Here is a 26,741-nt window from a genome sequence, read left to right as displayed (position 1 = left end):
TTCCCGTAATCGTCGTCCTTTTTACATCCCTCTCCTTACGAATAGTTATCCGATTCAGATGAGACCAATGTGCACCCGCACGTCCGTTGCCCTCCTCGCAGTGGTGCTCGCCGCGGTCCTGGTAACCGGCGGGCTCACTGGCCCGGTGCTCGCGGCGAGCCCGGCCGCGGGCCAGACCGATTCCGCCGTTCAGACCACAAACGCGACCGCCGGGCCCCCCTTCGACTCGATGACAGCCTCGAGTACGATGGGGTCGAGTACGGCCGCGTCTCTACAGGATGACCGCCCTGAAAATCCCTCGACCGAGGACACTATCGGCTACGTCGAGGGCTACTGGTACGACGACGACTTGTCCGTTGACAACCAGTCCGACGCAGTCGTTGACGAGAATGAACTCGACCCCGTTGTCTACCGATCGATGGCTCGCGTCGAGCAGATCCGCAACCTCACGTTCGACGACGAGGTCGCGGTCGACGTCATCTCCCGCGCGGAGTACCGGGAGACCAACGGCGACCGCTTCGCGAACATCACCTCGGAGAACCGCCTCGAGGCCAACGTCGGCTACGAGGCGCTGTTCATGGTCGACCGGGAGACCGCGGCGACCGACGCCACCGAGACGGTCTACGGCGGTGCCGTCGGCGGCTACTACGACCCCGAAACCGACGAGATCGTTATCGTCTCCGAGAACCCCGACAATCCCGAGTTAGACGAGATCACGCTCGGCCACGAACTCGTCCACGCACTGCAGGATCAACGCTTCAACCTGTCGCGATTCGAGGGAACGACCCAGGATGAGGAGACCGCCATGAACGGGCTGATCGAAGGCGACGCGAGCCGCGTCGAACGCGAGTACGAGGGGACCTGTAATCGCGAGTGGGACTGTCTCGCGCCCGCTGACGGCGACCGAGACCAGCCCCTCGACATCAACTGGGGCATCTACTTCAGCGTCTACCAGCCCTACAGCGACGGGCCCGCCTACGTCAACTACCTACGACAGCAGGGCGAGGACTGGGAAGCGGTTAACGCGGCCTACGACGACCCGCCGCGGACGACCTCTGCAGTGATCCATCCCGGGTCGGAGCGCGAACCCGCAAACGTCTCTGTCCCCGATCGCTCGAACGAGGACTGGCGACAGCTTCAGGCTGACGGCGAGGTCGCCACCGATACCGCCGGCGAGGCGGGCATGGTCGCGATGTTCGCCGCCGACGGGATTGAGGGGGACGTTCCCTCGGTGATCGAGACCGCAGACCTCTTCGAGGGCACGGAGTACAACTACAACCACTCGTACACGAACGGCTGGGCCGGCGACGAACTGGTCGTCTACACGAACGACGAGGCCGACGCCGCGAGCGACCCGGCTGAGGCGGCCGGCCACGCTGGCTACGTCTGGTGGACCCAGTGGCAGTCCGGGACGGACACCCAGCAGTTCGTCAACGGCTATCTCCAACTGCTCGAGAATCACGGTGCCGACGCCGTCGACGGGCGGCAAGACACCTACGTGATCGAGGACGGCGGCTATTCCGGCGCGTACTATCTCAACCGGTCTAGACAGACGCTGACGATCGTCCGCGCACCCTCCGTCGACGAACTGTCGAACGTCGAGGCCGGTGCCGCACCCGAGGGCGAGGACACCCTCGAGATCGTCACCTTCGGCGAGAGCGATACCGTTCCCGGCTTCGGCCCGGTTGCAGCGGTGAGCGCAATCGCGATTGCCCTCCTCGGGACGGGGGCCCGGATCGTCGTCGGCCGCCGTGATCGCGACTGACCGCAGCGATGCGACCGATCGACGCCCATTTCACCGTCTCGGCGAACAATGAGTCAATGAGCCGGCTCCGGCTGTTCGCGGTGCTCGCGCTGGTCGTTCTCTCGGGCTGTGCACTCCCCGGGAGCCAGAGCGGGTTCGACACTGACCGCGATCTCGGGCACGTCGGCGACTACGCCCACGACGATACCTTCGCGTTCGATGCGGACGACGGACTCTCCGAGACACAACTCGAGGCGGTGAAATACCGTTCGATGGCCCGGATCGAAGTCGTCCGCGGGCTAAAGTACGACCGCGACGTCTCCCTCGAAATCGTGAGCCGAGCCGAGTATCGCGACCAGCAGGCGGGTGGGACCGGAAACGCGTCGACGTTTAGAAACGAACTCTGGCGGGGTGCGTTCGTCGTCGACGGCGAGACGGACGTCAAGCGGGCGTTCGACGACCTCTACGACGATTCGGTGCAAGGCTACTACGTGAACAACCGGATCGTTATCGTTGCAGACGACACCGATGACGTTCGGATCAATCGCCAAACCCTAGTCCACGAACTGACGCACGCGCTACAGGACCAGCACTTCGGCATCAGACGCGAGAGCGAGACAATCGACGGCGTCCGCGCCGAAAACGGGCTTCTCGAGGGCGAAGCGGGGTACGTCCCCCAGCAGTACGATCGCCGTTGCGGGGACGAGTGGCAGTGTCTCCCCGACTACCAGCCGCCGACGTCTTCGGGCGAAGCGCTAACCGAGCGCCCGTTCAACGTCGGGCTCTTCCTCTCGATCTACGCCCCCTACGCCGAGGGTCCGCCGTTCGTCACCGACCTCTACGAACGCGGCGGCTGGGACGCTATCGACCGCGCCCACGACGAGCCGCCCCGGAGCACCGCACAACTGATCCACCCCGACCGCTATCCCGATACCCGCCCGGCCGACGTCACTATCTCTGACCGTTCGAGCGACGACTGGCGTCCCATCACGGACGGTGAAGGCAGTGGCAGCGACGGCGGAGACGATAGTGACGGGACCGGTAACGGCGAGCCCCGGACGGAGACGATCGGCGAGGCGACGCTGTTCGCGACGCTCTGGGCCAACGGTGTGATCGATCGCCCACTCACCGCGGGCGCGACCGACGACTCGTACAACTACTCGCATCCCGCGACTGAGGGCTGGGCCGGCGACAGCATTCAGGTCTACCGGAACGCAGACGAGCCGACTTGGACCGGCCACGTCTGGCGACTCGAGTGGGACCGCCCGGCGGACGCGACTGAGTTCGCCGACGCGTACCGCCGGCTCCTCGAGACCCGCGGAGCCGAGCGGGTCAAGTCTGCCGGCGACGGCGTCTACCGGATTCCGGACGGCGAACCCTTCGCCGGCGCATATCGCGTCTCGGGAACCGGAACGACGGTCGAGATCGTCGGCGCGCCGGCCGTTGACGACCTTGCAGCGATTCACGCTACGGAACCCGAATCGACGCCATCGCCCGAGACTGCGGCCGCTCTCGAGCCGGCGAGCACTGTTGACTCGGCGGCGACTGCCGCTCCGTAATCGGTATCGACTGCCGCGTTGCCGGCGACGATCGTCCCACCGGCGCTGGGCGCGTACCGCAACCGCCGCACTCATCGGTAGACGGGTAGTTTTTTTGCCTCCCACGGGAAACCGGCGATATGTCAAATCCGTTCGGAACCGTTCCTCCGGCAGCGATTCTCGAGGGGGAAGCCACGGACGCCTACTTCGAGCGCACGCGGGCCACGCTCGAGCACGCGGGCAAGAACCCCCACGTCGTCGCCGAAGTGACCGCCGACCAGTTCCCGACCGGCAGCTTCGACGTCTTCACCGGCGTGAAAGACATCGCGACGCTGTTCGAGGGACGGGACGTCACCGTCGATGCGCTCCCAGACGGCCAACTGTTCGACGGCGGGCCCGTTCTCCGGATCGAAGGGTCGTACCTCGAGTTCGCTGAACTCGAGACCTCGCTGCTGGGCTTTCTGTCACAGCCGAGTGGCTTTGCGACGGCCGCGCTCGAGGCCCGACTGGCTGCGCCCGACTCGCTCGTGCTCTCCTTTGGCGCGCGTCACGTCCACCCCTCGATCGCGTCGACGGTCGAACGCGCCGCGCTGCTCGCCGGGTTGGACGGCTTCTCTCACGTCGCGGCGGGCGAAATTCTGGGCCGGGAGGCGGGCGGCACGATGCCCCACGCGCTCATGTTCTGCTTCGGCGAGGGGAATCAAGCCGCGGCCTGGACGGCGTTCGACGAGGCTGTCGGCGAGGACGTACCCCGAATTGCGCTGGTCGATACCTTCTGGGACGAGAAGAGCGAGAGCCTGCTAGCCGCCGAGACGCTCGGTGACGACCTCGACGGCGTCCGCATCGATACAACGAGTTCCCGCCGCGGCGACTTCCGACACATCATCCGCGAGGTCCGCTGGGAGCTCGACGCCCGCGGCCACGAGGACGTCGACATCTTCTGTAGCGGCGGGCTCGAGCCAGACTCGATCCGGAATCTATGCGATGTCGCCGACGGCTTCGGCGTCGGCAGCCACATCACCGGCGCTGACTCGGTGGACTTCAGCCTCGACATCGTCGAAATCAGTGAGGGATCGGAAGATCTCTCGAGCAGCCGGACACAGTCCGGCGACGAGGGCGAGCCGATCTCCAAGCGAGGCAAATTGTCGGGGGTTAAGGATGTCTATCGCACACCCGCGGGCGGCCACCACATCGCGCTCGCCGACGGCGACGGGCCCGACGAGGGTGACTCCCTGCTCGAGCCCCTCGTCTGCGACGGTGAGATCGTTCGGGAGTTCGATCTCGAGGACGCGACCGAGCGCTGTCTCGAGGACGCCGACGCGGTCGATTTCGACGGATCGACCGCGTAAATCGTGGTCGGCCCGGCCGACTATTGCCTAGAATCGTTGACCATTTTTGTCGCCGGAACGAAGCGGTCTCACTGATGAGTACACCGGTCCCGCCCCTGATCCCCACTCCGAAATCGCCACCCAGTTGGCGATTCGTCTCGTTCTCGTCTTCGCGTTCGCCGGGCTCTGTACGTGGATTCTGCTCCCGTGGTCCTCTGCCCTGTCGGTGCCGCTCGTCCTCGTCGTCGATCTGAGCGCCCTCTGGATGATCGTCCACTACGTGTTCGCGGCCCTGAATGACCTGCTCGAGGTGAAACTCGACGAATTCGACCAACCGTCGCGATCGGACGACTGATTCGGTGAGTCTGACAGCAGTTGCGCCGCTCGCCGTTCAGTGATTGTCGATCGCCAGAAATTGGTGGTCGGTTAGACTTCCTCGATGCTCCCGTCGGCTTCGCGCTCGCGGAAGACCTGCCCTTCGAACAGCGTGACGACGACGTCGTCGTTCTGCCAGGCCCCCGGTGCGAGTTTCGCTTTCCGGCAGGTTCGATCGAGGTACTCCCGTGCGCTCCAATTGTTCTGGACCGGGACCGTCGGGTAAAGCCAGCCGCCCTCGCCGCCGTCGATGGCGACGCCGTGTGTGCCGAGCTCGAGGTCGGCTAGCGGATCGTCCGTCAGGATGACGTTCTTGACGGTACAGACCGAGACCGTGAGGTTCGGTAGTTCCGACGGGCTCACTTCTGAGCCACAGGAGTCCTCGCTAGCGGCCTCGATCGCCGCGTCGACGATGACGTGGCCGAGCTGGTCGTCCGAGCGGTAGCCGCCCGCACAGCCCCGCAGGCTCCCCCGGCCGCGGGTTGACTCGAGACGAACAAACGCCCCGGTTCGCTCGTAAAAGGCTTCGCGCATGCTGCCCGGTTGTTCTCGTTGCCCGTGTTGTACGTAAGATTCGACGGATTCACGCGCGAGTTCGACTGCGCGAGCCCCGTCTTCGTAGGAGAGGTCAGCGCCCTGTCGCTGGGACATACAGATGGACAAGGGGATAGTCGTCCTAAAACGCTTCTATTCGGTACGCGCTCTTTTTGTCGTTTCGACCGGGGGACTTATTCGACCCACGCACCTACGACGAATGGGAGAGAGAGCCCGGCTGCCGCGATGGTCCCGCCGGCAACGGTGGGACCACCTACCGTGATCCGTCCTTCGGGACGATCATGCTCTACCGTTGTTCGTCCCTCGGGACGCACAACGCGCGTAACGTGGGCCGTCCCTTCAGGACGCCCTACGCTCATAACGTGGCCCATCTCTTCGAGATGCGCCACGCCCGCGAGGAAAGTCCCCCCACCTGTTCGGGCAGGTGACCGGACGCAAGTCCGGAGCGGGAGACCGCTGGCGCTGGAACAGAAACGACACGTCTCGGCCCGACCGATGATGCGTGCGAACCCGACCGAGAGGAAGGGGAGTTGACCCGCTGAGGGCGTGTGGTCGGCTGATCACGGTTCGAATCCGTGTGATCACGAGCGCGGTTCGGAGCGCGTTCGGTGCGAGAACCGCAAACGGCGTGATCGGCCACACAGAGACGGCCGAGGATCGATGGAACGGCGAATCCTCACCGGTGCAAGTCCGTGCCGTGGTAGCCCGAACGCCCCGCGGCTCCGCCGCGGACGGCGCGGACGCTCAGCCGAATGCCGGGCCGAACAGAAGGGGCTTACTCCTCTCACCCAGTTTTTCGTGCTCGAGTCCCAACGCCGTCTTTCGATCGCTCGATCCGCTTTCACGGACGATCGACGCGATCACTTCGATCTCTCGGTGATTCCGTTTCTCGGTGACCCCTCTCGGCTTCGCTCGCCGCCCCCGCTACGAAGAAACCCAACGGCGTGTCTCGGATATGGGCGGTTCTGCCTTCGACGCCATCGATCGAGTGAGGAACAACATTGATGTCGAGTACGATCGAGCAGGCATTCAACACTCCTCCGTGTTCGTCTGTTCAGTCCGCGTCAGTGGGTGGGAGCGGCTCGTCGATAAGGCCCCGTCAGTTACCCGCCGTCAATTTCGAAAAATGCAGCGCTTTTACACGATGGGTGATGTTTTTACCTACTGAGAAGCTATCCTACCCGTGTCTACTCAGTACGACGTCACTGGTTCCCAGCAGGTGACCGCCCAGATCGTCGAGGCAGTCGCGGCCCAGAAGGAGGTCGACCCACTGGATCTGCAGCCGCTATACGAAATCGTCGATCCGGAGGCCCTCGAGGCGTTGTTCGCACCGACATCGGCCGGTACCGAACGGGACGGGCGGATCGAGTTTACGTACGCCGGCTGTCGGGTCACGCTCGCCGCTGCGGGGGAGCGAACGATTACCGTCGGGGACGCCACCACGTCGGGACAGGATCACAACAACAGTTTTGGCCGACAGGAATTACTGGACTGACTATGGTCGTCGACCGTTCCACGCGCAATCATGAGTTGAGTGTATGAGCCTCTTCGGCGAGTTTCACGTTCCTGCCGAAGCCTTCGCCCTCGCCGACACGCTCGAGGCCGCCCCCGAACTCGTCATCGAAACCGAGCGCGTCGTCGCGACGGACGAGGTCCTCACGCCGTACTTCTGGGTCTCCGGGGAGGACGGGGTCCGATTCGAAGACGTCGCTGCGGACGATCCATCGATTCGGAACCTTCGCCACATCGACGACGTCGACCGTGCAGCCCTGTACCGAGCCGAATGGACGGCGAACGTCGGGTCCATCGTGTTCGCCTATACGACAATCGGCGCGACGATCCTCGAAGCCGCCGCCCAGCACAAGGAGTGGGAACTCAGTATGCGGTTCAACAATCGGGATCGCCTCGACCAGTTTCGGGAGTACTGCGACGACCACGACGTCCCCTTTCATCTCAACAAGTTGTACGAACACGCCCACCCGCGTGCGGGCGGCCAGTATGGACTGACGAAGAAACAACACGATGCCCTCGTTACAGCCTGGGAAATGGACTACTATCGGTCGTCCGATGTCTCGCTCACGGACGTCGCCGACAGTATTGGAATCAGTCAGCAGTCGCTGTCTCGCCGCCTGCAGCGCGGCTACGACAACCTCATCCAGCACGCACTGGCCGTCACACCGCCGACCGAGGAACCACAACTCGAGGACTGACTCGCGGCCCCCGATCACGGACTGCTCACAGGTACCTGCGAACTCGAATACCGAAATCGATCCGTCTCGTATCGGCGTTGATGACGCCGCGCACGGAGTGAGCGACAACGGCCAGCAGTAAGCGAGTACGTGCCAGCTGTAGGACCCCTATCGCCTCATTTCGGCACATACACGTTCGTATCGACTCGAATGGGTACTTATACCCGTGTATATACAGACACTCGAGTGAACCGCGGGAGGAGCCTATAGAGAGTACTCGTGTCCTACAGTTCAGCCGCAACCTATCGAGCCTGTCGCGTTCTGAGTCATTCCTATCGCCGGTCTGCCCTCACCGTGCTCGGAAATACCGAGGCGACCATGACGGTGCGAGACGTAAGCAACGAGGTCGTCGCTCGAGAATACGCCGCTCCACTCCCCGATGTGCCGTCCGCGGACGTGAAACGGGTGTACCTCTCTTTGCTCCACGTCCACCTTCCCCTGCTCGCAGACGCGAACGTGATCAACTACGATCCGGACCGCGGCGTGATCGAAGACATCAATCTCGAGGCCGTCGAACCGCTGCTCTCGACGGTCACTGCAGACGAGTCATCGACTGAACCTGCTCGCTGACCCAGACATGGGGCCGCGCCCGATTCAACATGAATGGTCCCGTAGGCCGAAATATCCGAACTATAACGTGTTGTAATTCGATGGTGGTGTCATGAGCAATGCTCAACTCGGGGAACAACTGGTCGGTGCGTATCAGAGACTGGTGAATCAGTGCGAGGTTGTCAGTTACAACGAATTTTCCGAGAAGGTGGGTGACCAGATGGAAATCGACGTTCTCGCGATCAAGACGGTAGATGGGGAGCAGTCTGTACACGTGTGCGAAGTGGTTACCCACCTCGATGGGATACACTACGGCGGAAAACCGTCGGATGACTACTGGAGCGAGTTCGGTAGTACGTCGTATCAAGGGACGTTAGACACGATTTATCAGAAATTTCTCGTCGATCACGAATACGTGAGCCGCGTCTTCGACGACGCCGATGAGTATCAGTTTCAGCTCTGGGCCCCGTACGTTGCGAAAGGGAAGCTAACGGCCGGACTGGAGCAAATGATCACTCGATTCCACGAGGAACGAGATGAGCAGTTAGAGCTCAAAATCAACGAGGAGTATACGGCAGAGATAGATGAGCTACGGGAGAAGGCCGGAAATGAGACGAAACGCTACGGAGAACCGGCGTTTCGGTTTCTACAAATCTTGGAACATATGCGACGATGAATTCCGTCACCGGACGGAACATCCCGACAGAACCGTCCTGACGGAGTCCAACGCGAACCGGGCGAGACCATAGGTTCCGCTGGAAACCGGCGGCGAAGTCGCCGGTAACAGCTATTTGAACACGCCGAGATGGTCCGGGTCGCTCACTTTGTTCGCTCCCGGTCATCGGCGCGAAGCACCAATTGCTCGAGAGATCTTTGATCCCCCACTGACTGCGACTCGTCTGCTCAACTCTTCCGGGCCCGTTTTCCAAACACAGATGACTCGCTTCGCTCATGGTTTCGCCGGCCGCTATTCTGTGGCGCTTCGTGCCATGCTCCGCTCGTCGCTGGTCTGGAAACACGTCCTGACGGAGTCCAACGCGAACGAAGTGAGCGTTGGGCACGTCAGGACCGAACGACGCAGCGAGTGCTGAACAACGTGAAGCACTCGTAAGGAGTGAGCGTCCTGACGGAGATTTGAACTCGTGAAGACGGTCGGCCTCACTTCGTTCGGCCGCTGCGACTTCCCTGCTCAAATCTCCGTGTCCGTTTTCGCGCGACGGGTACTCGCACCGCTACGCGGTGCTCGTGAGTTTGTCGCGCAAAAAACGTCCTGACGGAGATTTGAACTCCGGTCCCTGGCTCCGCAAGCCAAGAGGATAGTCCACTACCCTATCAGGACTCATATCTTCATACCCCGGTGAACATTAAAGCCCTTTCGAAAGACGCCCGCCGGCACAGGGATTCGATGCAGCCGTCCGACAAATCCACGGCCTCGAGTATCGGTCCCCGCCCGGGTCCGTAATACGCCGTTTGAGTGAGGGGACGGATTCGATGTGTCGTCTCTGAACGAGCGGTTGCGATGACGGACGCTGCTCGAGCGGGTAGGTGCCAGTGCCGGAGCAGTAACAGTGGGGACGGTTGCGGGGTTCTCTAGGACGGCGACCGGGGTTCGGAACCGGAAGCAGAACCGAACCCCGGATCGGTATCGAAACCGGACCCCGACGAGTCGGGGACGATCGTGACCAAGACCATCACGTCCACCGGTGTCTGTGCCGAGGGGATCGAGGCCGATCAAGAGGCGTGCGTTGCCTTTGCAACGAACAGGATCGAACCAGTGAGTTCGATCCCGGTACTGACTCCATGTTACGATGCGGTGCTGTCGACCGTCGAGTTTGTGACTTCGACCGAGCTCGCGATGACGCACGATCACGCCGCCGGCGAGACAGAAATCACCGAGGAGATGACTGATAACGGGACTGAGACGACTGTGGTCGGGACGACGAGGTGAGGGTGTCGGTTTCAGACGGCTACCGTTCCGCACGGCGACCGACGGGCGGACGGCGCGTGGCGGTCCCCTGACGTTTATATATCATGGGGCGGCCAGCGTGGCGTATGAGTCCCCGCTTGAGCGCCGTCGAAGTGCGGCCGAGACGACCCGTTTTCGCAGGGCTGAAACGGGCCAGTACGACACGGACGAGGCCTATCTCCGACGGTCACGACGAGATTCTGAGACACCGAATGGATAACGCTTATGCGCAGGCTGACCATGCACGAGCATAGAATGAGCGACATCGAGGGCGTATATGAAGACCTCGAGGCCGACGTTTCTCTCGAGAAGTTTCGCGAGGCCGTCGAGGCGAAAGTCGAGCAGATGGGGGGACTCGCGGACGAGGAGACGGCGGCGATGCTCGTCGCTCACGAAGTCGGCGAGAGCGAGGTCGGCGGCATCGCCGACATCGAACCCGGAATGGAAGAGGCCAAGTTCGTCGCCAAGGTGATCTCGATCGGCGAGAAACGGACCTTCGAGCGCGACGACGAAGACGAGGACGGACAGGTCGTCAACGTCGAGGTCGCGGACGAGACCGGCTCCGTTCGAGCGGCCTTCTGGGACGACCACGCCGAAGCCGCCATCGAGGAACTCGAGGAAGGGCAGGTCCTGCGGATCAAGGGCCGACCCAAGGAGGGCTTTAGCGGCGTCGAGATCAGCGTCGACAACGTCGAACCCGACCCGGATACCGAGGTCGACGTGCAGGTCTCCGATACGTACACCGTAGAGGACCTCTCTCTTGGCCTCTCGAACGTCAACCTCGTCGGCCTACTTCTAGACACTGACAGCGTGCGCACGTTCGACCGCGACGACGGCTCCGAGGGGAAGGTCTCGAACCTCGTACTCGGTGATTCGACCAGTCGCATCCGCGTCACGCTGTGGGACGAGCAAGCCGATCTCGCAACGGAACTCGAGGCCGGAACGACCGTCGAGGTGATCGACGGCTACGTCAAGGAACGCGATGGCAACCTCGAACTCCACGTCGGTAATCGCGGTGCCGTCGAAGAAGTCGACGAGGAGGTCGAGTACGTCCCCGAGAGCACACCGATCGAGGACGTCGAAATCGACCAAGTGGTCGACATTGCGGGCGTCGTCCGCTCGGCCGATCCGAAGCGGACGTTCGACCGCGACGACGGCTCGGAGGGACAAGTCCGCAACATCCGCGTCCAGGACGCGACCGACGACATCCGTGTCGCCCTCTGGGGCGACAAGGCCGACCTCAACGTCGGGCCGGGCGACGAGGTCGCACTGGGCGATGTCGAGATTCAGGACGGCTGGCAGGACGACCTCGAGGCCTCCGCGGGCTGGCAGTCGACGATCACGGTCCTGGAGTCCGACTCGTCTGGGTCCGGCGCTGGCACGGACGATGCGGATGTCTCGAGCGACGAGAACGCCGGTCTGTCGGCCTTTGCCGGCGACGAAGACGGATCGGACGAGGGGACGACTGCGGACGGCACCGGTTCGACCGACTCGCCGGATTCAGCCGATGGAACTGGTGGGGCCACGACCGAGGCGGACGACACTGCTAGCGCCGATACCGGCGCTGACGACCCGTCCGACGGCGAGGAACTCGAGTTCACGGGCGTCGTCGTCCAGGCGGGCGACCCGATCGTTCTCGACGACGGTGAGACAACGATGAGCATCGCGACCGACGTCGACGTCGGCCTCGGTGAGGAGGTAACCGCCCGAGGGGTCGTCCGTGACGGCCGCCTCGAGGCAAACGACGTATTCTGAGGTCGCGAGCAACCTCATCGTCCGTCTAGGAAAAGCGTTAAGGGAGTTAGCTTCGCCTATCATTATATGAACGTCGAACTCCCGTTCGCCCCGGTGGATACGATCATCCGGCGAAACGCGGGCGATCTTCGGGTGAGTGCCGACGCGTCGAAGGAACTCGCAACGCAGATTCAGGAACACGGGAGCGAACTCGCGATCGACGCCGCCGAGGAGGCCACGGCAGACGGCCGAAAGACGCTCATGGCCCAGGATTTCGGCGTCGAGACGGTCGTCGACAAGGATGACCTCGAGTTACCCGTCGCCCCGGTCGATCGCATCGCCAGGCTGGAGATCGACAATCGCTATCGGGTCTCGATGGACGCCCGCGTCGCGTTGGCCGACATCCTCGAGGACTACGCGGACAACGTCGCGCAGGCGGCCGCGATCCTCGCACACCACGCCGACCGACGAACGATCACCGACGACGACATCGAGACGTACTTCTCGTTGTTTGAGTGAGCAGATGCAGTTCGGCTACAGCGAGCTCTGTCTCGCACACGATCCCGGTTCGCGCCACCCAGAGTCGCCGGACCGGCTACGGGCGATCCGGGAACGACTGAAGAAGAAACACGGCGTCGAGTACGTCGAGGCTGACCCCTGCGAACTCGACCGAATGGCGGCCGTCCACGAACGCGAGTACCTCGAGTCGGTCCGGGAGTTCTGTGCCGACGGCGGCGGCAGCTGGGACCCCGACACGACCGCCGTCGAGGAAACGTGGGACGCGGCCCGTCGGAGCGCGGGGCTCGCTTGCTGGGCCGCCGAGGAAGCCCTCGACGGTGCGACCGGTCGCGACACGCCGTTCTCGATCGGTCGCCCCCCGGGGCATCACGCCATCTACGACAACGCAATGGGGTTTTGCTTCATCAACAACGTGGCCGTCGCGGCCCAGCATGCCCTCGATCGCGACGCGTCTGACGTCGATCGGGTCGCGATCCTCGACTGGGATGTCCACCACGGCAACGGGACGCAGGACATCTTCTACGACCGCGGCGATGTCTTCTTCGTCTCGCTTCACGAACAGGGGCTCTATCCAGGCACCGGCGACGTCAACGAAATCGGCGAGGGCGACGGCGACGGAACGACGATGAACATTCCGATGCCGGCCGGGACGGACGACTGCGAGTATCTGGCCGCGCTCGAGGGGCCGATCACCGCCGCGCTCACCGACTTCGATCCGGATCTGCTGTTGATCAGCGCTGGCTTCGACGCCCACCGCCACGATCCGATCTCGCGAATCCGCCTCTCGACGGAGGCCTACGCCCTGATGAGCGACCGCGTTCGATCCCTCGCCGAAGACACCGACGCGGCACTGGCGTTCGTCCTCGAGGGCGGCTACGGGCTGGACGTCCTCGCCGACAGCGTCGCGCTCGTTCACGAGACCTTCGACGGCCGTGAACCGATCGAACCCGACGACGAACCCGGCGAGAAAGCAGAGTCGGCGCTCGAGGACGTTATCGACGCGCACAGCCTCGACATTACTCCGGACGATTTCTAGACGCCACCGTCGCTGGCCTCAGGGACGCGGTGTGAAGTAGTCCGCGAGTTCCGTCCCGAACTCCGCGAGCAGGACAGTGATCTCGTCATCGACCAGTACCTCGTAGCCGTCCTCGAGTGTCGTTTCGACATGCGCGCCCAGTCCCACGTCGAAGAGCCGGTCGCTTTCGAGGAACTCGCGTGCAGTGGTGAACTCTCGGTCGCGTTCGGTGACGTATCGGTCATCCTCAATGAAGGGACCGTAGGCGTCCGGGTCGTCCGCATATGCGTCGTAGAACCCGTTCGCGTGGTCACGAACGTGGATCGGCGGCCCCTCGTGGCGCTCGACTGCGGGGCGCTCGCTGATAGCGAGCTCGACGAAGATGACGGCGGTCTCGCCGGCGATCGCCGTCGCCCGAAAGACGTCGAAGCTACGATCGTTCAGCCCCCGGGTGATTCCCTCGAGAGATTTCTGTAGTTGCGGGTAGAGCTGATCTTCGACGAGATCGGGTGCCTCGAATCGGATGGCCACGGGAGTAGTGGCACGGCGCTCGAGATGCTCGCGTAGCTCTGATTCGGACAGCGGCTCCGACTCGTCGTATTCGAAGGGGCCGAGCCGGGGAGAGTCGAGGAGTTCCCGGGCGTAGTGCTGGAAGCGAGCGACGTTCGCCCGCGAACAGACGGCGGCGACGTTGCGCTCGGGGTCCGTCGGATCGATGACGACCAGCGGATCGTCGAACTGGAGGCCAGCGTCGTCGCCCTCTTCATCTCGAGATGGCAGTGCCATCTCGCGCGCACTGGCGTGATCCTCGGGATCGATTTCGACCGGTGGACGCCAGTCGGCCGCGGCCTCGAGCAGCGGCCGAAAGCCGCCATACTCGCAGACGAGCAGTTCCGTGAGATACCCGCTGAATCCTCGCGTCCGGAGGTCGCTCCCGTAGACGCCGATTCCCTTGAGAAACTGTTTGGTGACGCGAACCTCCCCGGCGAGGTCGTCATCCAGTCGCTGTTTGAGGTACTGGGTATGAAATGGCGTGCGATCGACCGCCGAGCGAATCTCGGTGGCCGACTCGAGCCGAAAGCAGGGGACAACATCGATGTCGAACCCATCTATTTCGCCCTTGACATAGGGATGTTCAGCGTACTCTTCGTGTCCGTTGGGGAGGGTCGCGTGACCGACCTCGAGGCCGTACTCCTCGAGCGTTTCGCGGTCAAGCGCCGACGGAAAGCGAACGAAGATATCGATATCGCGGTCGCCGCTGATCCACGTGTTTCGGGCGGTCGAGCCGACCTGTAAGACGTCGGTGTCGGCACACAGCTCCGTCGCCGCTGCTTCGGCACGGTCCATGAGCCGATCGGCCACCTCGCGGAGCCGTGCGCGTTCGTCCTCATCCGGCGTGACCTGTTCCCGAATCTCGGCGACGACCCGCTCGAGATCGCTATCACCGTCTCGATCGTCGGACTTGTCGCCATCATCAGTATGTGTCCCGCGCTGATTGCTCGTGGAACCGCAGTCAACGCCGTCGCCGTCCTCCTCGCTCATTGGGCACCCGTACTCGAGCAGTGCGTGAAAGAGTATCGAACCCAATGCAGGAAAAACGAAAGTCCTATTAAATACACCCGACTACCAGATGATAAGCCGAAGTAGCTCAGATGGTAGAGCACCTCGCTGTTAACGAGGTTGTCCCAGGTTCGAGTCCTGGCTTCGGCGCTTCTTCCTGATTTACGTCTCGAGAGTAATATACTGCTCGTAGTCACTTTTGCAGTCCGAACACGTGACAATCCGAGGGCATCCGGCAGCCGTAGTTGCGCTCGGTCCGCAACCGACGACGGCCAGGCGGAATCGTCGCGTCCTTCTTCGCCATTCGGGGGAGGGATTATCGTGCTCCGCCAGTGACGTGAGTACATGACCAACGATAGCGACGAGCGACGGAGTACCGACGATCACGGTCACGACATCATTGACCCGCTCTATGTCGGAATCGTCACCGTCTCAAGTTCGCGCGCGGGCGAAGACGACCCGGATGATCCGGGCGGGGATACCATTCAGGACTGTTTCAAGGACGCAGGTCACGAGGTTCGAAAGCGATTGCTGGTCCGGGACGACTACTCGGCAATCCGGACCGCCGTCAGAGGCCTCGTCGCGCGTCAGGATATCGACGTCGTCTGTACTACCGGCGGCACCGGCGTCACCGTTGACGACGTCTCCCCCGAGGCGACATCGTCCCTATTCGAGCGGGAGCTGCCGGGATTCGGCGAATTGTTCCGCTCGCTGTCGTGGGACGAAGTCGGAACGCGAGCCATGGCTTCGCGCGCGACGGCAGGGATCGCCGTCGACACGCCGGTTTTCTGTCTGCCCGGGAGCAAGAGCGCCTGCGAAACCGCCTGCGAGGAACTGATCGTCCCCGAGACGCCACACCTCGCTGGACTGGCGACGCGTCATCGCACCGGGACGACCGACCAAACGCTCGCGGAGTATCAAGACGAGTAGTCATCGATACGATTCCCTAGTCAGATTCACACCTCGCGTCCGCTCGAGATAACGACGTGAGCAGTCAGATCGCCTGAACCAGCCTTTATTGAACGCGGGTACGTCCTACCGAATGCTATGTGCCACCACTTCGAATCCGTCTCCGACCTCGAGGCCGAGGAGCGCGAGGACGTCCTCGAATCTCATAGCGAGGACGAACTCAAAGCCGAACTAAGCGAGGACGAACTCGAGGCGTTGACCGCGTAGGCGTCACCCATATTTTTCTCGAGCAGACTGGACAGCAAACGTTAATTAGCACGCACGATTTTTCCCGATTGAAGGGCCCTTAGCTCAGTCTGGTTAGAGCGCTCGGCTCATAACCGAGTGGTCGATGGTTCGAATCCGTCAGGGCCCATCCAGAAACTACACGGTTCTGAGCAACGGAACCGTATGATTCCCCGTCTATACCCCTTATTTTCGAGATTTCGGTGGTGATTGAGCCTCGAGTTGAGATCGTGGGTGAGAGCCAGCAGACGATCTTGGGGGATCCTCTTGGATGGTCGGAGTCGACCGAGGAGAGTATCGAGACACCTCGGCCACGACGACCATCCGCTCAGAAGCGGGGCTGCATTGCTATTCGAGTACGTTGTCTCTTCCGACCTTGATGACGTGGCCACCGACTTGACTGCGATAGGCGCTCGCATTCTGGAACTGATCGATGACGGCCACTGTCGCGTTCGCCAGGTAGCGGTGTCGACCAGCACTCTCGGGAACGTGATCGAGGAAGCGCTGGGCGACGGCTCGTTCACGCCGAAACCGCGTTCGTGGCTCGTAGGGAACCTCACCGAGCATCTGCGAGACCCTGAACCCATCGTCCAAGCGCGTCGCATCCCACGTCAATTCGAATGGCGTTGAGTTGCCGCCGGCTCATCCGGAGACGTCGGCTACAGTGGTGACTCTCGTCGTCACCTTCGATGACGAACTGATTGCATTTGTACCGAACCGTGACGCGATGATCCTACGGTATGGCGCTCTCCGTATATTTTGCCTTCGCAGACGACGATCAGTAACCAGGTGTCGACCAGATCGAAGCGATCAGTGATCCCTCGACGACGAGAACAGGCGCGTCAGATCGGTGGCGGTCAGACTGGTGACTTTGCTATTTGAAGACGATACTATCGACCTTGAGACAGCCGCTTCGGACGTAACCGGGGCATTCGAAGCAGGTCGATTCCCGCACCGGAGATACACACGCGAACGTTCGCCGTTGACGGTGCGCTTGCGTACTGGCAGCTGCCGACACCGTTTAGGCGAGCTTCGAAGGGGTCACAGCCGAACGAACCGACTATACGCACAGGTTCAGCGGCCAACAAACGGTTGGGGTCCTCGCAACCCCCGTTCAAGAGGACGATCACACGGTCGATCCACTGGTCGCGCTCGCGCCCCATCATCCGGTGTTCGTCGCTGATCAACTTCGATCGGATATCAAAAAATCGACGACGATCTTCGAGGGAGAAATCGGTTCGACGAGCATCTCTTCGCCGACGTCGCACGAGAGCATAAGCGGGCGATAGACAGGGTCCCGAAAATACTGCTATTGGCCCTAGGAAATCGATAGTTACTCCGAACGATGTATTCGCTGGCGGAGGGAGTGTTCGGTGCAGGTCGCTGATGGGTTGCTAACTATTCCTTTATCGATGCAATAGCAAGTTCGTAATACTCTAATTCCTATCTGCGTCACAACGACCTTTCCATCCCCCATTTGACCGGGTAAGCACACCAGTTACTATCATTTTACTTCCAGAACCATGATTGAGGACATCTCACACAATCCCCAGTAATATGATGCAGTTCAAATACGCAGCGAGAAGTAATCGATCGAGAGTTCTCTCAATAGGACTCATTAAACGATTGTCTGACCGATAATAGTCATTCACTATAATTTCGAAGCTCTCACGATCGAGATGGTGATATCATTCTATTACTGTGTGTCACTAACTACCTTCGGACCTATGGTTCGTAGGCCTTAAGTAGTGATCGGCGATTCTGTATATATACGAAGAAGGAGGCGGCGTGTGTGATGCACTCCGCCACCTCGGATGGTTCGAGTCCGAAGGGGTTATGTACCCCGGAGGGAGTACGAATACATCCGACGGAAATGAGGATCCTACCCCTGCGGTCCGCCGTACAGATGGGATCTGATGTTAGCCTTGGTAGTTCGGTGACGCCCGCTTGGTCATCCGACCAGCGTCATCGAACGTGGACCATTTATGTGTGAGTGTGTTTGCAACATTCACCGCCAACAGACCCTCCCCACTATGGGGAGTACATATATAGCATTCCGGTTGATCCTGCCGGAGGTCATTGCTATTGGAGTCCGATTTAGCCATGCTAGTTGCACGAGTTCAGACTCGTAGCAGATAGCTCAGTAACACGTGGCCAAACTACCCTATGGATCCGAATAACCTCGGGAAACTGAGGCTAATTCGGAATAGAGTTCACCACCTGGAGTGGTGTGAACTTGAAACGCTACGGCGCCATAGGATGTGGCTGCGGCCGATTAGGTAGACGGTGGGGTAACGGCCCACCGTGCCCATAATCGGTACGGGTTGTGAGAGCAAGAGCCCGGAGACGGTATCTGAGACAAGATACCGGGCCCTACGGGGCGCAGCAGGCGCGAAACCTTTACACTGCACGCGAGTGCGATAAGGGGACTCCGAGTGCGAGGGCATATAGTCCTCGCTTTTCACTACCGTAAGGTGGTAGTAGAATAAGTGCTGGGCAAGACCGGTGCCAGCCGCCGCGGTAATACCGGCAGCACGAGTGATGACCGCTATTATTGGGCCTAAAGCGTCCGTAGCTGGCCACGCAAGTCTATCGGGAAATCTGCGCGCTTAACGCGCAGGCGTCCGGTGGAAACTGTGTAGCTTGGGACCGGAAGACCAGAGGGGTACGTCCGGGGTAGGAGTGAAATCCCGTAATCCTGGACGGACCACCGGTGGCGAAAGCGCCTCTGGAAGACGGATCCGACGGTGAGGGACGAAAGCTCGGGTCACGAACCGGATTAGATACCCGGGTAGTCCGAGCTGTAAACGATGTCTGCTAGATGTGGCACAGGCTACGAGCCTGTGCTGTGTCGTAGGGAAGCCGTGAAGCAGACCGCCTGGGAAGTACGTCCGCAAGGATGAAACTTAAAGGAATTGGCGGGGGAGCACTACAACCGGAGGAGCCTGCGGTTTAATTGGACTCAACGCCGGACATCTCACCAGCATCGACAATGTGCAGTGAAGGTCAGATTGATGATCTTACTGGAGCCATTGAGAGGAGGTGCATGGCCGCCGTCAGCTCGTACCGTGAGGCGTCCTGTTAAGTCAGGCAACGAGCGAGACCCGCACCCTTAATTGCCAGCAGCACCCTTGTGGTGGCTGGGTACATTAAGAGGACTGCCAGTGCCAAACTGGAGGAAGGAACGGGCAACGGTAGGTCAGTATGCCCCGAATGTGCTGGGCGACACGCGGGCTACAATGGCCAAGACAGTGGGATGCAACCCCGAAAGGGGGCGCTAATCTCCGAAACTTGGTCGTAGTTCGGATTGAGGGCTGAAACTCGCCCTCATGAAGCTGGATTCGGTAGTAATCGCGCCTCAGAAGGGCGCGGTGAATACGTCCCTGCTCCTTGCACACACCGCCCGTCAAAGCACCCGAGTGGGGTCCGGATGAGGCCAGCGCAACGCTGGTCGAATCTGGGCTCCGCAAGGGGGCTTAAGTCGTAACAAGGTAGCCGTAGGGGAATCTGCGGCTGGATCACCTCCACAGATCGGGATCGGGGCGTCGCCCCGACCCACCTTAGCGGATTGCGGTTCCACGTTCGATCGACCACCGTATGGCCGATCGGGCACCTTTGAACTACCGAGGCTAACGTGATACGCTTTGTCCGCCCTTCGTGGGCGGACGTGGGCCCATAGCTCAGTGGTAGAGTGCCTCCTTTGCAAGGAGGATGCCCAGGGTTCGAATCCCTGTGGGTCCATGTCTCGGAAGACGACCGAATCGTGCCCCTTAAGTGGGGCAGACGATTCTGGTCTAATCCGAAGAAACCGATGCACCACCCCGTGTAAACGCGGGTGGGAAGGGTTAATGCATGCCGCGTCTACGGCGTGCAGATGAGACCGTGTGTACGTGTAGTCCAGGCGTCCACTGGACCCGTTCCCGGGTCACTACGTGGTTGCTTTGCAACCGCCGATCCGATGAACGTGGCTACTGTGCCAGCTGGTGGATCGCTCGGCTTGAGAGCTGATGAAGGACGTGCCAAGCTGCGATAAGCCCAAGGGAGCCGCACGGAGGCAAAGAACTTGGGATCTCCGAATGGGAATCCCCACCGCAATTGCTTCGCGCAATGGGGAACGTCGAGAATTGAAACATCTTAGTATCGACAGGAAAAGAAAGCAAACGCGATGTCGTTAGTAATGGCGAATAAACGCGACACAGTCCAAACCGAAGCCTTCACGGGCAATGTGGTGTTCGGACTGACGATCACTCTCCGAAAGTCGACACGAAGTCTCTTGGAATAGAGCACGAAACAGGGTGACAGTCCCGTATTGTCGACGAGTAAGAGACGAGTCAGTTCCAGAGTATCGGGGGTTGGATATCCCTCGTGAATATCGCGGGCATCGACCGCGAAGACTAAACACTCCTCAAGACCGATAGCGAACAAGTAGCGTGAGCGAACGCTGAAAAGCACCCCACGAAGGGAGGTGCAATAGGGCGTGAAATCAGTTGGCGATGGAGCGACAGGGCATACAAGGTCCCGGACAAAATGAATCAGGTGCGAACCTGTAGTAAGAAGTTTGGGAAGCCGGTGTTCTGTCGTACGTTTTGAAAAACGAACCAGGGAGTGTGCCTGTTTGACGAGTCTAACTCGCTTATCGAGGAAGGCGTAGGGAAACCGATATGGCCGCAGTGCTTTGCACCAGGGCCACCGTGTTCAAGCGCGGGGAGTCAAACGGGCACGACCCGAAACCGGACGATCTAGGCGTGAGCAAGATGAAGCGTGCCGAAAGGCACGTGGAAGTCTGTTAGAGTTGGTGTCCTACAATACCCTCTCGTGACTTACGTCTAGGGGTGAAAGGCCCATCGAGTCCGGAAACAGCTGGTTCCAACCGAAACATGTCGAAGCATGACCTCTGCCGAGATAGTTTGTGGGGTAGAGCGACGGATTGGGGGACCGCACTCCGAGAGGAGTGCGCCCCCCTGTCCAACTCCGAACCTACAAACGTCGTTTGACGCAGGGAGTCCGGTGCACGGGGTAAGCCTGTGTACCGTGAGGGAGACAACCCAGAGCTGGGTTAAGGTCCCCAAGTGTAGACTAAGTGCGATCGAAGGTGGTCTCAAGCCCTAGACAGCCGGGAGGTGAGCTTAGAAGCAGCTACCCTCCAAGAAAAGCGTAACAGCTTACCGGCCGAGGTTTGAGGCGCCCAAAATGATCGGGGCTCAAGTCTACCACCGAGACCTAGCAGTGCGGATCAGACCGCAATCTTGTAGGTTGGCGTTCTGTTCGGGTGGAAGCACGGGTGAGAACTCGTGTGGACCGTTCAGTAACGAAAATCCTGGTCATAGTAGCAGCGTTAGTCGGGTTAGAACCCCGACGGCCGAACGAGTAAGGGTTCCTCAGCAATGCTTATCAGCTGAGGGTTAGCCGGTCCTAAGTCTGCCCGTAAGTCGAAGCAGACAACAGGGAAATAGGTTAATATTCCTATGCCAGTGTGCACTCAAAGCCGACGCTTTGGGGCCGCCTGAGCTGGGCCTTCGCCCAGTCTAATTGTCGAAATTCGTGGAAGCCGTAATGGCACGAAGCGAACGAATGGCAAGATAGCGCAAGTCAGGCCAACCTAGAGCCCGTGAAAAGGCGAGCACACTGTTCGTACCGAGATCCGACACAGGTACTCATGGCAGCGAAAGCCAAGGTCTGTCGGGATCAACCGACGTTAGGGAATTCGGCAAGTTAGTCCCGTACGTTCGCAATAAGGGATGCCTGCCTCGCGAAGAGGCAGGTCGCAGTGACTCGGGCGCTCCGACTGTCTAGTAACAACATAGGTGACCGCAAATCCGCAAGGACTCGTACGGTCACTGAATCCTGCCCAGTGCAGGTATCTGAACACCCCGTACAAGGGGACGAAGGACCTGTTAACGGCGGGGGTAACTATGACCCTCTTAAGGTAGCGTAGTACCTTGCCGCTTCAGTAGCGGCTTGCATGAATGGATCAACGAGAGCGCCACTGTCCCAACGTTGGGCCCGGTGAACTGTACGTTCCAGTGCGGAGTCTGGAGACCCCCAAGGGGAAGCGAAGACCCTATAGAGCTTTACTGCAGGCTGTCACTGAGACGTGGTCGCCATTGTGCAGCATAGGTAGGAGGCATTACACAGGTAGCCGCGCTAGCGGCTCACCGAGCCAGCATTGAAATACTACCCGATGGTGACTGCGACTCTCACTCCTGGCGGAGGACACTGGTAGCCGGGCAGTTTGACTGGGGCGGTACGCGCTTGAAAAGATATCGAGCGCGCCCCAAGATTTCCTCACCCGAGTCGGAGACTCGGGGAAGAGCGCAAGAGCAAAAGGAAGTCTGACAGTGTCGAACACAACGATCGACGCTGACGCGAAAGCGTGGTCTAGCGAACCAATTAGGCTGCTTGATGCGGCCAATTGCTGACAGAAAAGCTACCTTAGGGATAACAGAGTCGTCACCCGCAAGAGCACATATCGACCGGGTGGCTTGCTACCTCGATGTCGGTTCCCTCCATCCTGCCCGTGCAGAAGCGGGCAAGGGTGAGGTTGTTCGCCTATTAAAGGAGGTCGTGAGCTGGGTTTAGACCGTCGTGAGACAGGTCGGCTGCTATCTATTGGGGGTGTTACGGTATCTGACGGGAACGTTCGTATAGTACGAGAGGAACTACGAATGGGTGCCACTCGTGTACCAGCTGTCCGGAAGGGCACGTGCTGGGCAGCGACGCACCACGGGGTAAGAGCTGAACGCATCTAAGCTCGAAACCCACCTGGAAAAGAGATACCATTGAGATCACTCGTAGAAGACGAGTTCGATAGACTCGGGGTGTACGCACCAAGGCAACGAGGTGTTGAGCCCGCGAGCACTAATCGATCAAGCCACACATTCATACATTACATCGCATTGGATCCGTGACGCGAGAACGGGTCCGGACGTAAACTGGACTACACGTACACACGGTTAGACACGCCACCGATATTGGTATGACAACGGTTCGATCCCGTTGATCGGCATTAGGGCGGCCACAGCGGCGAGGTGCCTCCCGTACCCATCCCGAACACGGAAGATAAGCTCGCCAGCGTTACGGTGAGTACTGGAGTGCGCGAGCCTCTGGGAAATTCGTTTCGCCGCCTCCACTCATACTACTTTCAACCCCACACAGCCGGTGCTGTGTGGGGTTTCTGCGTATATGGACAGCATAGTGGCTCCAACAATGGTTGTGCCGTACCGCTATGCTTAAACGAACGCAGCATCAACGATAGGATGCGCCAAGGTGGCAGAGTCCGGCCGAACGCAGCGGCCTGCAGAGCCGCCTACCGCCGGTTCAAATCCGGCCCTTGGCTTTCTCTTTCACGATTCGTGAGAACTACCAGCTCTGCTTGAGAGACAGACCGTTCATTTTTCTTTAACTAATCACTCCCGCGATGAGTAAGGATCATACGACCAGTTACGAATCAGGAAGTCTTGAGAACTGGTTCTCGTCGCTCATAGAGCTCGGTCTGCTGGAGATTCCGATAGAAGAAGACCGAAACACGCAGTTATTTCCGCTGCTCGCACTGTGGTCCTGATTCAGATCACGTTGGTTCCAAGGCTACTGATACGAATTTCGAGCGCATACCTGCGTCTTCAGGCGCAGGTCGAGCGGTAGGCGCAGCGTGTCACCCGCAGCCGGTGATCGGGACGGATTTCCATCGTAATCGTTTTAGTGTGATAGCACGTAACATAGGGTGCTACGAATACCGTGAGAGGCCGTTCCCGAACAGACAAGGGATGGTGAGGAGCGCGGTCTGTTCCTCACACGGCGATGACATGGTATTCGATGGGGCCTATTTGACCGGGCCACAGCCCTATACAGGGGAGGAAACGAGAGTTCCCCCGGTGTGTCGCCGGTTCCCCTTGAGTGCGGGTTGGAACCTCGAACGTCGCACTCGGCGGAAATCCGATGGTCGGATTCCACGTCCTTCAGGGCGTGGAGGAGGTCAATCACGGTTTCGTTCGCCGGTAGAAGTGGATCGGGCTTAATATGAACGACGTTGAGACGTTACCGGTCCTTCACTTCGCACGCTTCGCGGACTGTGACTCGTCTACTCCAAATTGTTTCGGATCCGTTACTGTCGACTCACGACGGTAGTCGGTGACAGAAAGCGGGCCGGGCGCGATTTGAACACGCGACCGTCTGGTTAAAAGCCAGACGCTCTGCCAAACTGAGCTACCGGCCCCATGGTTTCCCTTTTCGGTGAGTGGCGGTTAAACGTTTCTTTCTGCGTCGCCGACTGGGCGACCTCACTCGAAGTACTGTTTGAGCGCATCGGTAACGATTTCACCGGGCTCAACGCCCTCTGTTGAGGCACGTCGCCGGAGGTCGCGGTAGGTGGTCGATGAGAGGGAGAGTTCGAGTTGGCCGAGAATGACGTCATGCTTGGCGAGAGCCTGGTCGATGGAGGTGCCGTCGTTGATAGCACTGGCGACGCTACGGACGTCGCGGACGGTGAGATTTCCGTCGAGGGTAGCCCACGCGAGGAGGAGCCGTGCTTCGCCGCCGACGCGAGCGATGTGTTTGGCGGCGGTCGGGGCGATCTGGCCGATTGCGACCTGTTTGCGGACCGAGCGCGGGAGGTCGTGGACGCGGGCCCACTTGCGGATGAACGAGACGGTGGCGTCGCCGCCGGCACGTTTGGCGGCGGCCTTGTAGGAGCCCTCGCCGCGGACGAGGGCAGCGCAGGCGGCTGCACCGCGGAGCATGTAGAGATGATCATCGTTAGTATTTCCGGCGGCGAACTGGCGGACGGTTTCGGCGGCGTCCGCGAGGCTCTCGGGATCGTCGGGATCAAATTGAACGGCTTCGCGGGCACGGGTCCCGGCGACCGATTCGTCGCCCCGGATAACTGGTGCACCGACGGGTGATTCGCGGTCCGTCGGAATCGAGCGGCCATTCTCGCCGCGGCGATGCGAACGATCATCGGGCCGGTTGTCGGACATGCACCTTGGTACGGGTTTCGGCGTCAAAAAGGTCGTTGCCGGGGCGAAATTCTCGCTTCACTCCTCGCGTTGCTCGGCGAGGTGCTCCCAGATTTCCGTACAGCCGGCACCTTCTTCGATATCGTCGAGGTGGGCGTCATCGCGCTCCTCCGCTTCCTGCTCGATCGGCTCTGGTTTGCATTCGGCTGTATCAGTCATTGGCGGCTATTCGAACTCCGTGGGTATAAGTATCGCTTCGGCTGCAAACGATACCCGTGCTCTGTCTTATGGGTTGATTATGCCGCTATCTCTGACGAGAATGTAGTTTGATACGTCCGATTGTCGGACGGACCGCGTCGAAACAGACGGCGTAAAACGATAGAAGCTGTCGGGATGAATGCAGAACCGACTGGTACTAGCTGACTGGTCGAGAAGATAACAGCTGTTACTCGAGTCGAAGCTACCGAATAATTGTCAGATAAGTCGAGCTACGAAAGCGACGGGTTTCGTCTCTGTGGGGCATCAGCGTTCGAATCAGCGTATTCAGTGGGTCGAAGGACGACAGTACTCACGAGTGAGACGGACCATCGGGTACCGACCGTCGTTTATCGGCGGTAGATATGCGGTTAGGTGGTGTCCGTTTTCAAACCGATATTCGTGTCGATTGGGCGGACCAACCGCCGTTGTACTTCGATCTAGTTGTGGCAAGAACTGCTGGTAAGTGTGGCGATCGTTCCAGTCCTCCGTTGCGCGACTCACGATCGGTGACAGTGATGCATCCGTTCGAACGTCGGGTCCTCGTTATTACTGCCGATCAAATGCCTGATCGAACTTGCCCGGGGGTTGGGTTCCGTTCTGCAGCTCGAGATTGGCACTGGTTTCATGGAGCACGTCGACGATTGCGCGCATCATAGCCGTCGCATCGTCCTTTTCGACGTCGGCACGGGCTGCAATTCGACCGAGGACCTCGTCTCGGTCAAACTTGAGTGCCATCTCGTCGATATCGGTTAGCGGCGATCGAAGGTCCCGTGGGAGGTCAATCGCGAGGGTGCCGGCTTGCTCGCCGGCCACGCGGTCGGCGATTGGATTGTTTCGAGCATGGCATCGATCGTCTTGCGCGGTGCGACGTCGATCCCGTCGAAATTGTCCACGCCAGTCTCGAGGAATTCGTTTCCAGTCATCGGCTGGCCAGATTCGAAGATGAGGATGAACTTGCTGGAAGCTGTTCGCGAGTGTGCTTGAGTTCGGTCTCGACGATATCTCCGACGCTGGTCACCGCGGAACGTGCGAGTTCGATCGGTCCGATTGCATCGTCGATAGTGGTATCCGTTCGCACGTCAATGCGCTCGGCGAACTCGGCCAGCGAGAACTGCTCGGCCTCATCGGGGGTGGCGTTTTCGAGTGGGTCGGCTGCAACGTCGGGGAGCGATTTAATTAGGCTCGTGTCCGTGGCCATGTGGATCA

General features: G+C 60.4%; 23 protein-coding genes, 6 tRNA genes, 3 rRNA genes and 1 other RNA gene. 23 read left to right on the top strand and 10 right to left on the bottom strand.

Annotated features, from left to right (window positions below):
• Nucleotides 1-58: 58 nt before the first annotated feature.
• The 4 genes from K6I40_RS16825 (at nt 59) to K6I40_RS16810 (ending at nt 4,965) form a co-directional block, all read left to right on the top strand.
• The gene (locus K6I40_RS16825; RefSeq protein ID WP_222920144.1) at nt 59-1,765 is read left to right on the top strand and encodes an Hvo_1808 family surface protein; all 1,707 of its coding nucleotides are present in this window, start codon (nt 59-61) and stop codon (nt 1,763-1,765) included.
• Between the two features lie 56 nt (nt 1,766-1,821).
• Nucleotides 1,822-3,303 carry an Hvo_1808 family surface protein gene (locus K6I40_RS16820; RefSeq protein ID WP_222920393.1) on the top strand — a complete coding sequence of 494 codons (1,482 nt, stop codon included), beginning with the start codon at nt 1,822-1,824 and terminating at the stop codon, nt 3,301-3,303.
• A 119-nt stretch (nt 3,304-3,422) separates the two neighbouring features.
• Nucleotides 3,423-4,631, top strand: coding sequence for a nicotinate phosphoribosyltransferase (locus tag K6I40_RS16815; RefSeq protein WP_222920143.1), 1,209 nt, complete (start codon nt 3,423-3,425; stop codon nt 4,629-4,631).
• A 46-nt stretch (nt 4,632-4,677) separates the two neighbouring features.
• The gene (locus K6I40_RS16810) at nt 4,678-4,965 is read left to right on the top strand and encodes a hypothetical protein (protein WP_222920142.1); all 288 of its coding nucleotides are present in this window, start codon (nt 4,678-4,680) and stop codon (nt 4,963-4,965) included.
• 71 nt (nt 4,966-5,036) lie between these two features.
• On the opposite strand, the gene K6I40_RS16805 is transcribed toward K6I40_RS16810, so the two are convergent.
• Nucleotides 5,037-5,636 (bottom strand): TIGR00296 family protein, encoded by a 600-nt coding sequence (locus K6I40_RS16805; RefSeq protein ID WP_222920141.1) that lies wholly within the window; start codon nt 5,634-5,636, stop codon nt 5,037-5,039.
• 105 nt (nt 5,637-5,741) lie between these two features.
• Here K6I40_RS16805 and rnpB point away from each other — a divergent pair.
• The 5 genes from rnpB (at nt 5,742) to K6I40_RS16780 (ending at nt 9,014) form a co-directional block, all read left to right on the top strand.
• Nucleotides 5,742-6,330: RNase P RNA component (rnpB, locus tag K6I40_RS16800), an RNA gene on the top strand.
• Between the two features lie 393 nt (nt 6,331-6,723).
• On the top strand, nt 6,724-7,035 hold the full coding sequence (locus tag K6I40_RS16795) for a HalOD1 output domain-containing protein (RefSeq protein ID WP_222920140.1): 312 nt from the start codon (nt 6,724-6,726) through the stop codon (nt 7,033-7,035).
• A 43-nt stretch (nt 7,036-7,078) separates the two neighbouring features.
• The gene (locus K6I40_RS16790) at nt 7,079-7,750 is read left to right on the top strand and encodes a bacterio-opsin activator domain-containing protein (RefSeq protein WP_222920139.1); all 672 of its coding nucleotides are present in this window, start codon (nt 7,079-7,081) and stop codon (nt 7,748-7,750) included.
• Nucleotides 7,751-8,107: 357 nt separating this feature from the next.
• The gene (locus K6I40_RS16785) at nt 8,108-8,359 is read left to right on the top strand and encodes a hypothetical protein (protein WP_222920138.1); all 252 of its coding nucleotides are present in this window, start codon (nt 8,108-8,110) and stop codon (nt 8,357-8,359) included.
• Nucleotides 8,360-8,450: 91 nt separating this feature from the next.
• On the top strand, nt 8,451-9,014 hold the full coding sequence (locus tag K6I40_RS16780; protein WP_222920137.1) for a hypothetical protein: 564 nt from the start codon (nt 8,451-8,453) through the stop codon (nt 9,012-9,014).
• A gap of 590 nt (nt 9,015-9,604) precedes the next feature.
• On the opposite strand, the gene K6I40_RS16775 is transcribed toward K6I40_RS16780, so the two are convergent.
• Nucleotides 9,605-9,677: transfer RNA gene (locus K6I40_RS16775), tRNA-Arg, on the bottom strand.
• A 339-nt stretch (nt 9,678-10,016) separates the two neighbouring features.
• Here K6I40_RS16775 and K6I40_RS16770 point away from each other — a divergent pair.
• The 4 genes from K6I40_RS16770 (at nt 10,017) to K6I40_RS16755 (ending at nt 13,593) form a co-directional block, all read left to right on the top strand.
• Entirely contained in the window at nt 10,017-10,286 is a 270-nt protein-coding gene (locus K6I40_RS16770; RefSeq protein WP_222920136.1) for a hypothetical protein, read from the top strand.
• 273 nt (nt 10,287-10,559) lie between these two features.
• Entirely contained in the window at nt 10,560-12,059 is a 1,500-nt protein-coding gene (locus K6I40_RS16765) for a single-stranded DNA binding protein (protein ID WP_222920135.1), read from the top strand.
• Nucleotides 12,060-12,125: 66 nt separating this feature from the next.
• Complete coding sequence (locus K6I40_RS16760) at nt 12,126-12,557, top strand: histone (RefSeq protein ID WP_222920134.1); 432 nt, start codon at nt 12,126-12,128, stop codon at nt 12,555-12,557.
• A gap of 4 nt (nt 12,558-12,561) precedes the next feature.
• Nucleotides 12,562-13,593, top strand: coding sequence for a histone deacetylase (locus K6I40_RS16755; protein ID WP_222920392.1), 1,032 nt, complete (start codon nt 12,562-12,564; stop codon nt 13,591-13,593).
• 18 nt (nt 13,594-13,611) lie between these two features.
• On the opposite strand, the gene cca is transcribed toward K6I40_RS16755, so the two are convergent.
• Entirely contained in the window at nt 13,612-15,114 is a 1,503-nt protein-coding gene (cca, locus tag K6I40_RS16750) for a CCA tRNA nucleotidyltransferase (protein WP_222920133.1), read from the bottom strand.
• 95 nt (nt 15,115-15,209) lie between these two features.
• Here cca and K6I40_RS16745 point away from each other — a divergent pair.
• The 4 genes from K6I40_RS16745 (at nt 15,210) to K6I40_RS16735 (ending at nt 16,456) form a co-directional block, all read left to right on the top strand.
• Nucleotides 15,210-15,282, top strand: a tRNA-Asn gene (locus K6I40_RS16745).
• Between the two features lie 195 nt (nt 15,283-15,477).
• A complete protein-coding gene (locus K6I40_RS16740) occupies nt 15,478-16,062 on the top strand; it encodes a MogA/MoaB family molybdenum cofactor biosynthesis protein (RefSeq protein WP_222920132.1) in 585 nt (194 codons plus the stop codon).
• Between the two features lie 117 nt (nt 16,063-16,179).
• A complete protein-coding gene (locus tag K6I40_RS28550) occupies nt 16,180-16,308 on the top strand; it encodes a hypothetical protein (protein ID WP_255682119.1) in 129 nt (42 codons plus the stop codon).
• Nucleotides 16,309-16,381: 73 nt separating this feature from the next.
• A tRNA-Ile gene (locus K6I40_RS16735) sits at nt 16,382-16,456 on the top strand.
• A gap of 218 nt (nt 16,457-16,674) precedes the next feature.
• On the opposite strand, the gene K6I40_RS16730 is transcribed toward K6I40_RS16735, so the two are convergent.
• Complete coding sequence (locus tag K6I40_RS16730) at nt 16,675-16,920, bottom strand: hypothetical protein (protein WP_222920131.1); 246 nt, start codon at nt 16,918-16,920, stop codon at nt 16,675-16,677.
• 1,459 nt (nt 16,921-18,379) lie between these two features.
• On the opposite strand from K6I40_RS16730, the gene K6I40_RS16725 reads away from it, so the two are divergent.
• The 6 genes from K6I40_RS16725 (at nt 18,380) to K6I40_RS16700 (ending at nt 23,887) form a co-directional block, all read left to right on the top strand.
• Nucleotides 18,380-19,853: ribosomal RNA gene (locus tag K6I40_RS16725) — 16S ribosomal RNA — on the top strand.
• A gap of 142 nt (nt 19,854-19,995) precedes the next feature.
• A tRNA-Ala gene (locus K6I40_RS16720) sits at nt 19,996-20,067 on the top strand.
• Nucleotides 20,068-20,285: 218 nt separating this feature from the next.
• Nucleotides 20,286-23,206, top strand: a 23S ribosomal RNA gene (locus tag K6I40_RS16715).
• A 127-nt stretch (nt 23,207-23,333) separates the two neighbouring features.
• Nucleotides 23,334-23,455 (top strand): 5S ribosomal RNA (gene rrf / locus K6I40_RS16710).
• The 16S, 23S and 5S rRNA genes sit together here with 2 tRNA genes alongside, the layout of an rRNA operon.
• A gap of 131 nt (nt 23,456-23,586) precedes the next feature.
• Nucleotides 23,587-23,662, top strand: a tRNA-Cys gene (locus K6I40_RS16705).
• Between the two features lie 81 nt (nt 23,663-23,743).
• Nucleotides 23,744-23,887, top strand: coding sequence for a hypothetical protein (locus K6I40_RS16700; protein ID WP_222920130.1), 144 nt, complete (start codon nt 23,744-23,746; stop codon nt 23,885-23,887).
• A 577-nt stretch (nt 23,888-24,464) separates the two neighbouring features.
• Here the strand turns inward: K6I40_RS16700 and K6I40_RS16695 are convergent.
• The 6 genes from K6I40_RS16695 to K6I40_RS16670 form a co-directional block, all read right to left on the bottom strand.
• A tRNA-Lys gene (locus K6I40_RS16695) sits at nt 24,465-24,538 on the bottom strand.
• Nucleotides 24,539-24,602: 64 nt separating this feature from the next.
• Nucleotides 24,603-25,298, bottom strand: a complete 696-nt coding sequence (locus K6I40_RS16690) for a hypothetical protein (RefSeq protein WP_222920129.1) — start codon at nt 25,296-25,298, stop codon at nt 24,603-24,605.
• A gap of 57 nt (nt 25,299-25,355) precedes the next feature.
• The gene (locus tag K6I40_RS16685; RefSeq protein WP_222920128.1) at nt 25,356-25,496 is read right to left on the bottom strand and encodes a hypothetical protein; all 141 of its coding nucleotides are present in this window, start codon (nt 25,494-25,496) and stop codon (nt 25,356-25,358) included.
• Between the two features lie 585 nt (nt 25,497-26,081).
• Nucleotides 26,082-26,348: a DUF2267 domain-containing protein gene (locus K6I40_RS16680; protein ID WP_222920127.1), complete on the bottom strand. Its 267-nt coding sequence runs from the start codon at nt 26,346-26,348 to the stop codon at nt 26,082-26,084.
• Nucleotides 26,285-26,458, bottom strand: coding sequence for a hypothetical protein (locus K6I40_RS16675; protein WP_222920126.1), 174 nt, complete (start codon nt 26,456-26,458; stop codon nt 26,285-26,287). Before K6I40_RS16675 ends, K6I40_RS16680 begins: the two co-directional genes overlap by 64 nt.
• Entirely contained in the window at nt 26,455-26,733 is a 279-nt protein-coding gene (locus K6I40_RS16670; RefSeq protein ID WP_222920125.1) for a hypothetical protein, read from the bottom strand. Before K6I40_RS16670 ends, K6I40_RS16675 begins: the two co-directional genes overlap by 4 nt.
• Between the last annotated feature and the right edge of the window lie 8 nt (nt 26,734-26,741).

It is taken from the genome of Natrinema sp. SYSU A 869 (assembly GCF_019879105.1).
Lineage (GTDB): Archaea > Halobacteriota > Halobacteria > Halobacteriales > Natrialbaceae > Natrinema.
This window is presented reverse-complemented; position numbering and strand designations above follow the sequence as displayed.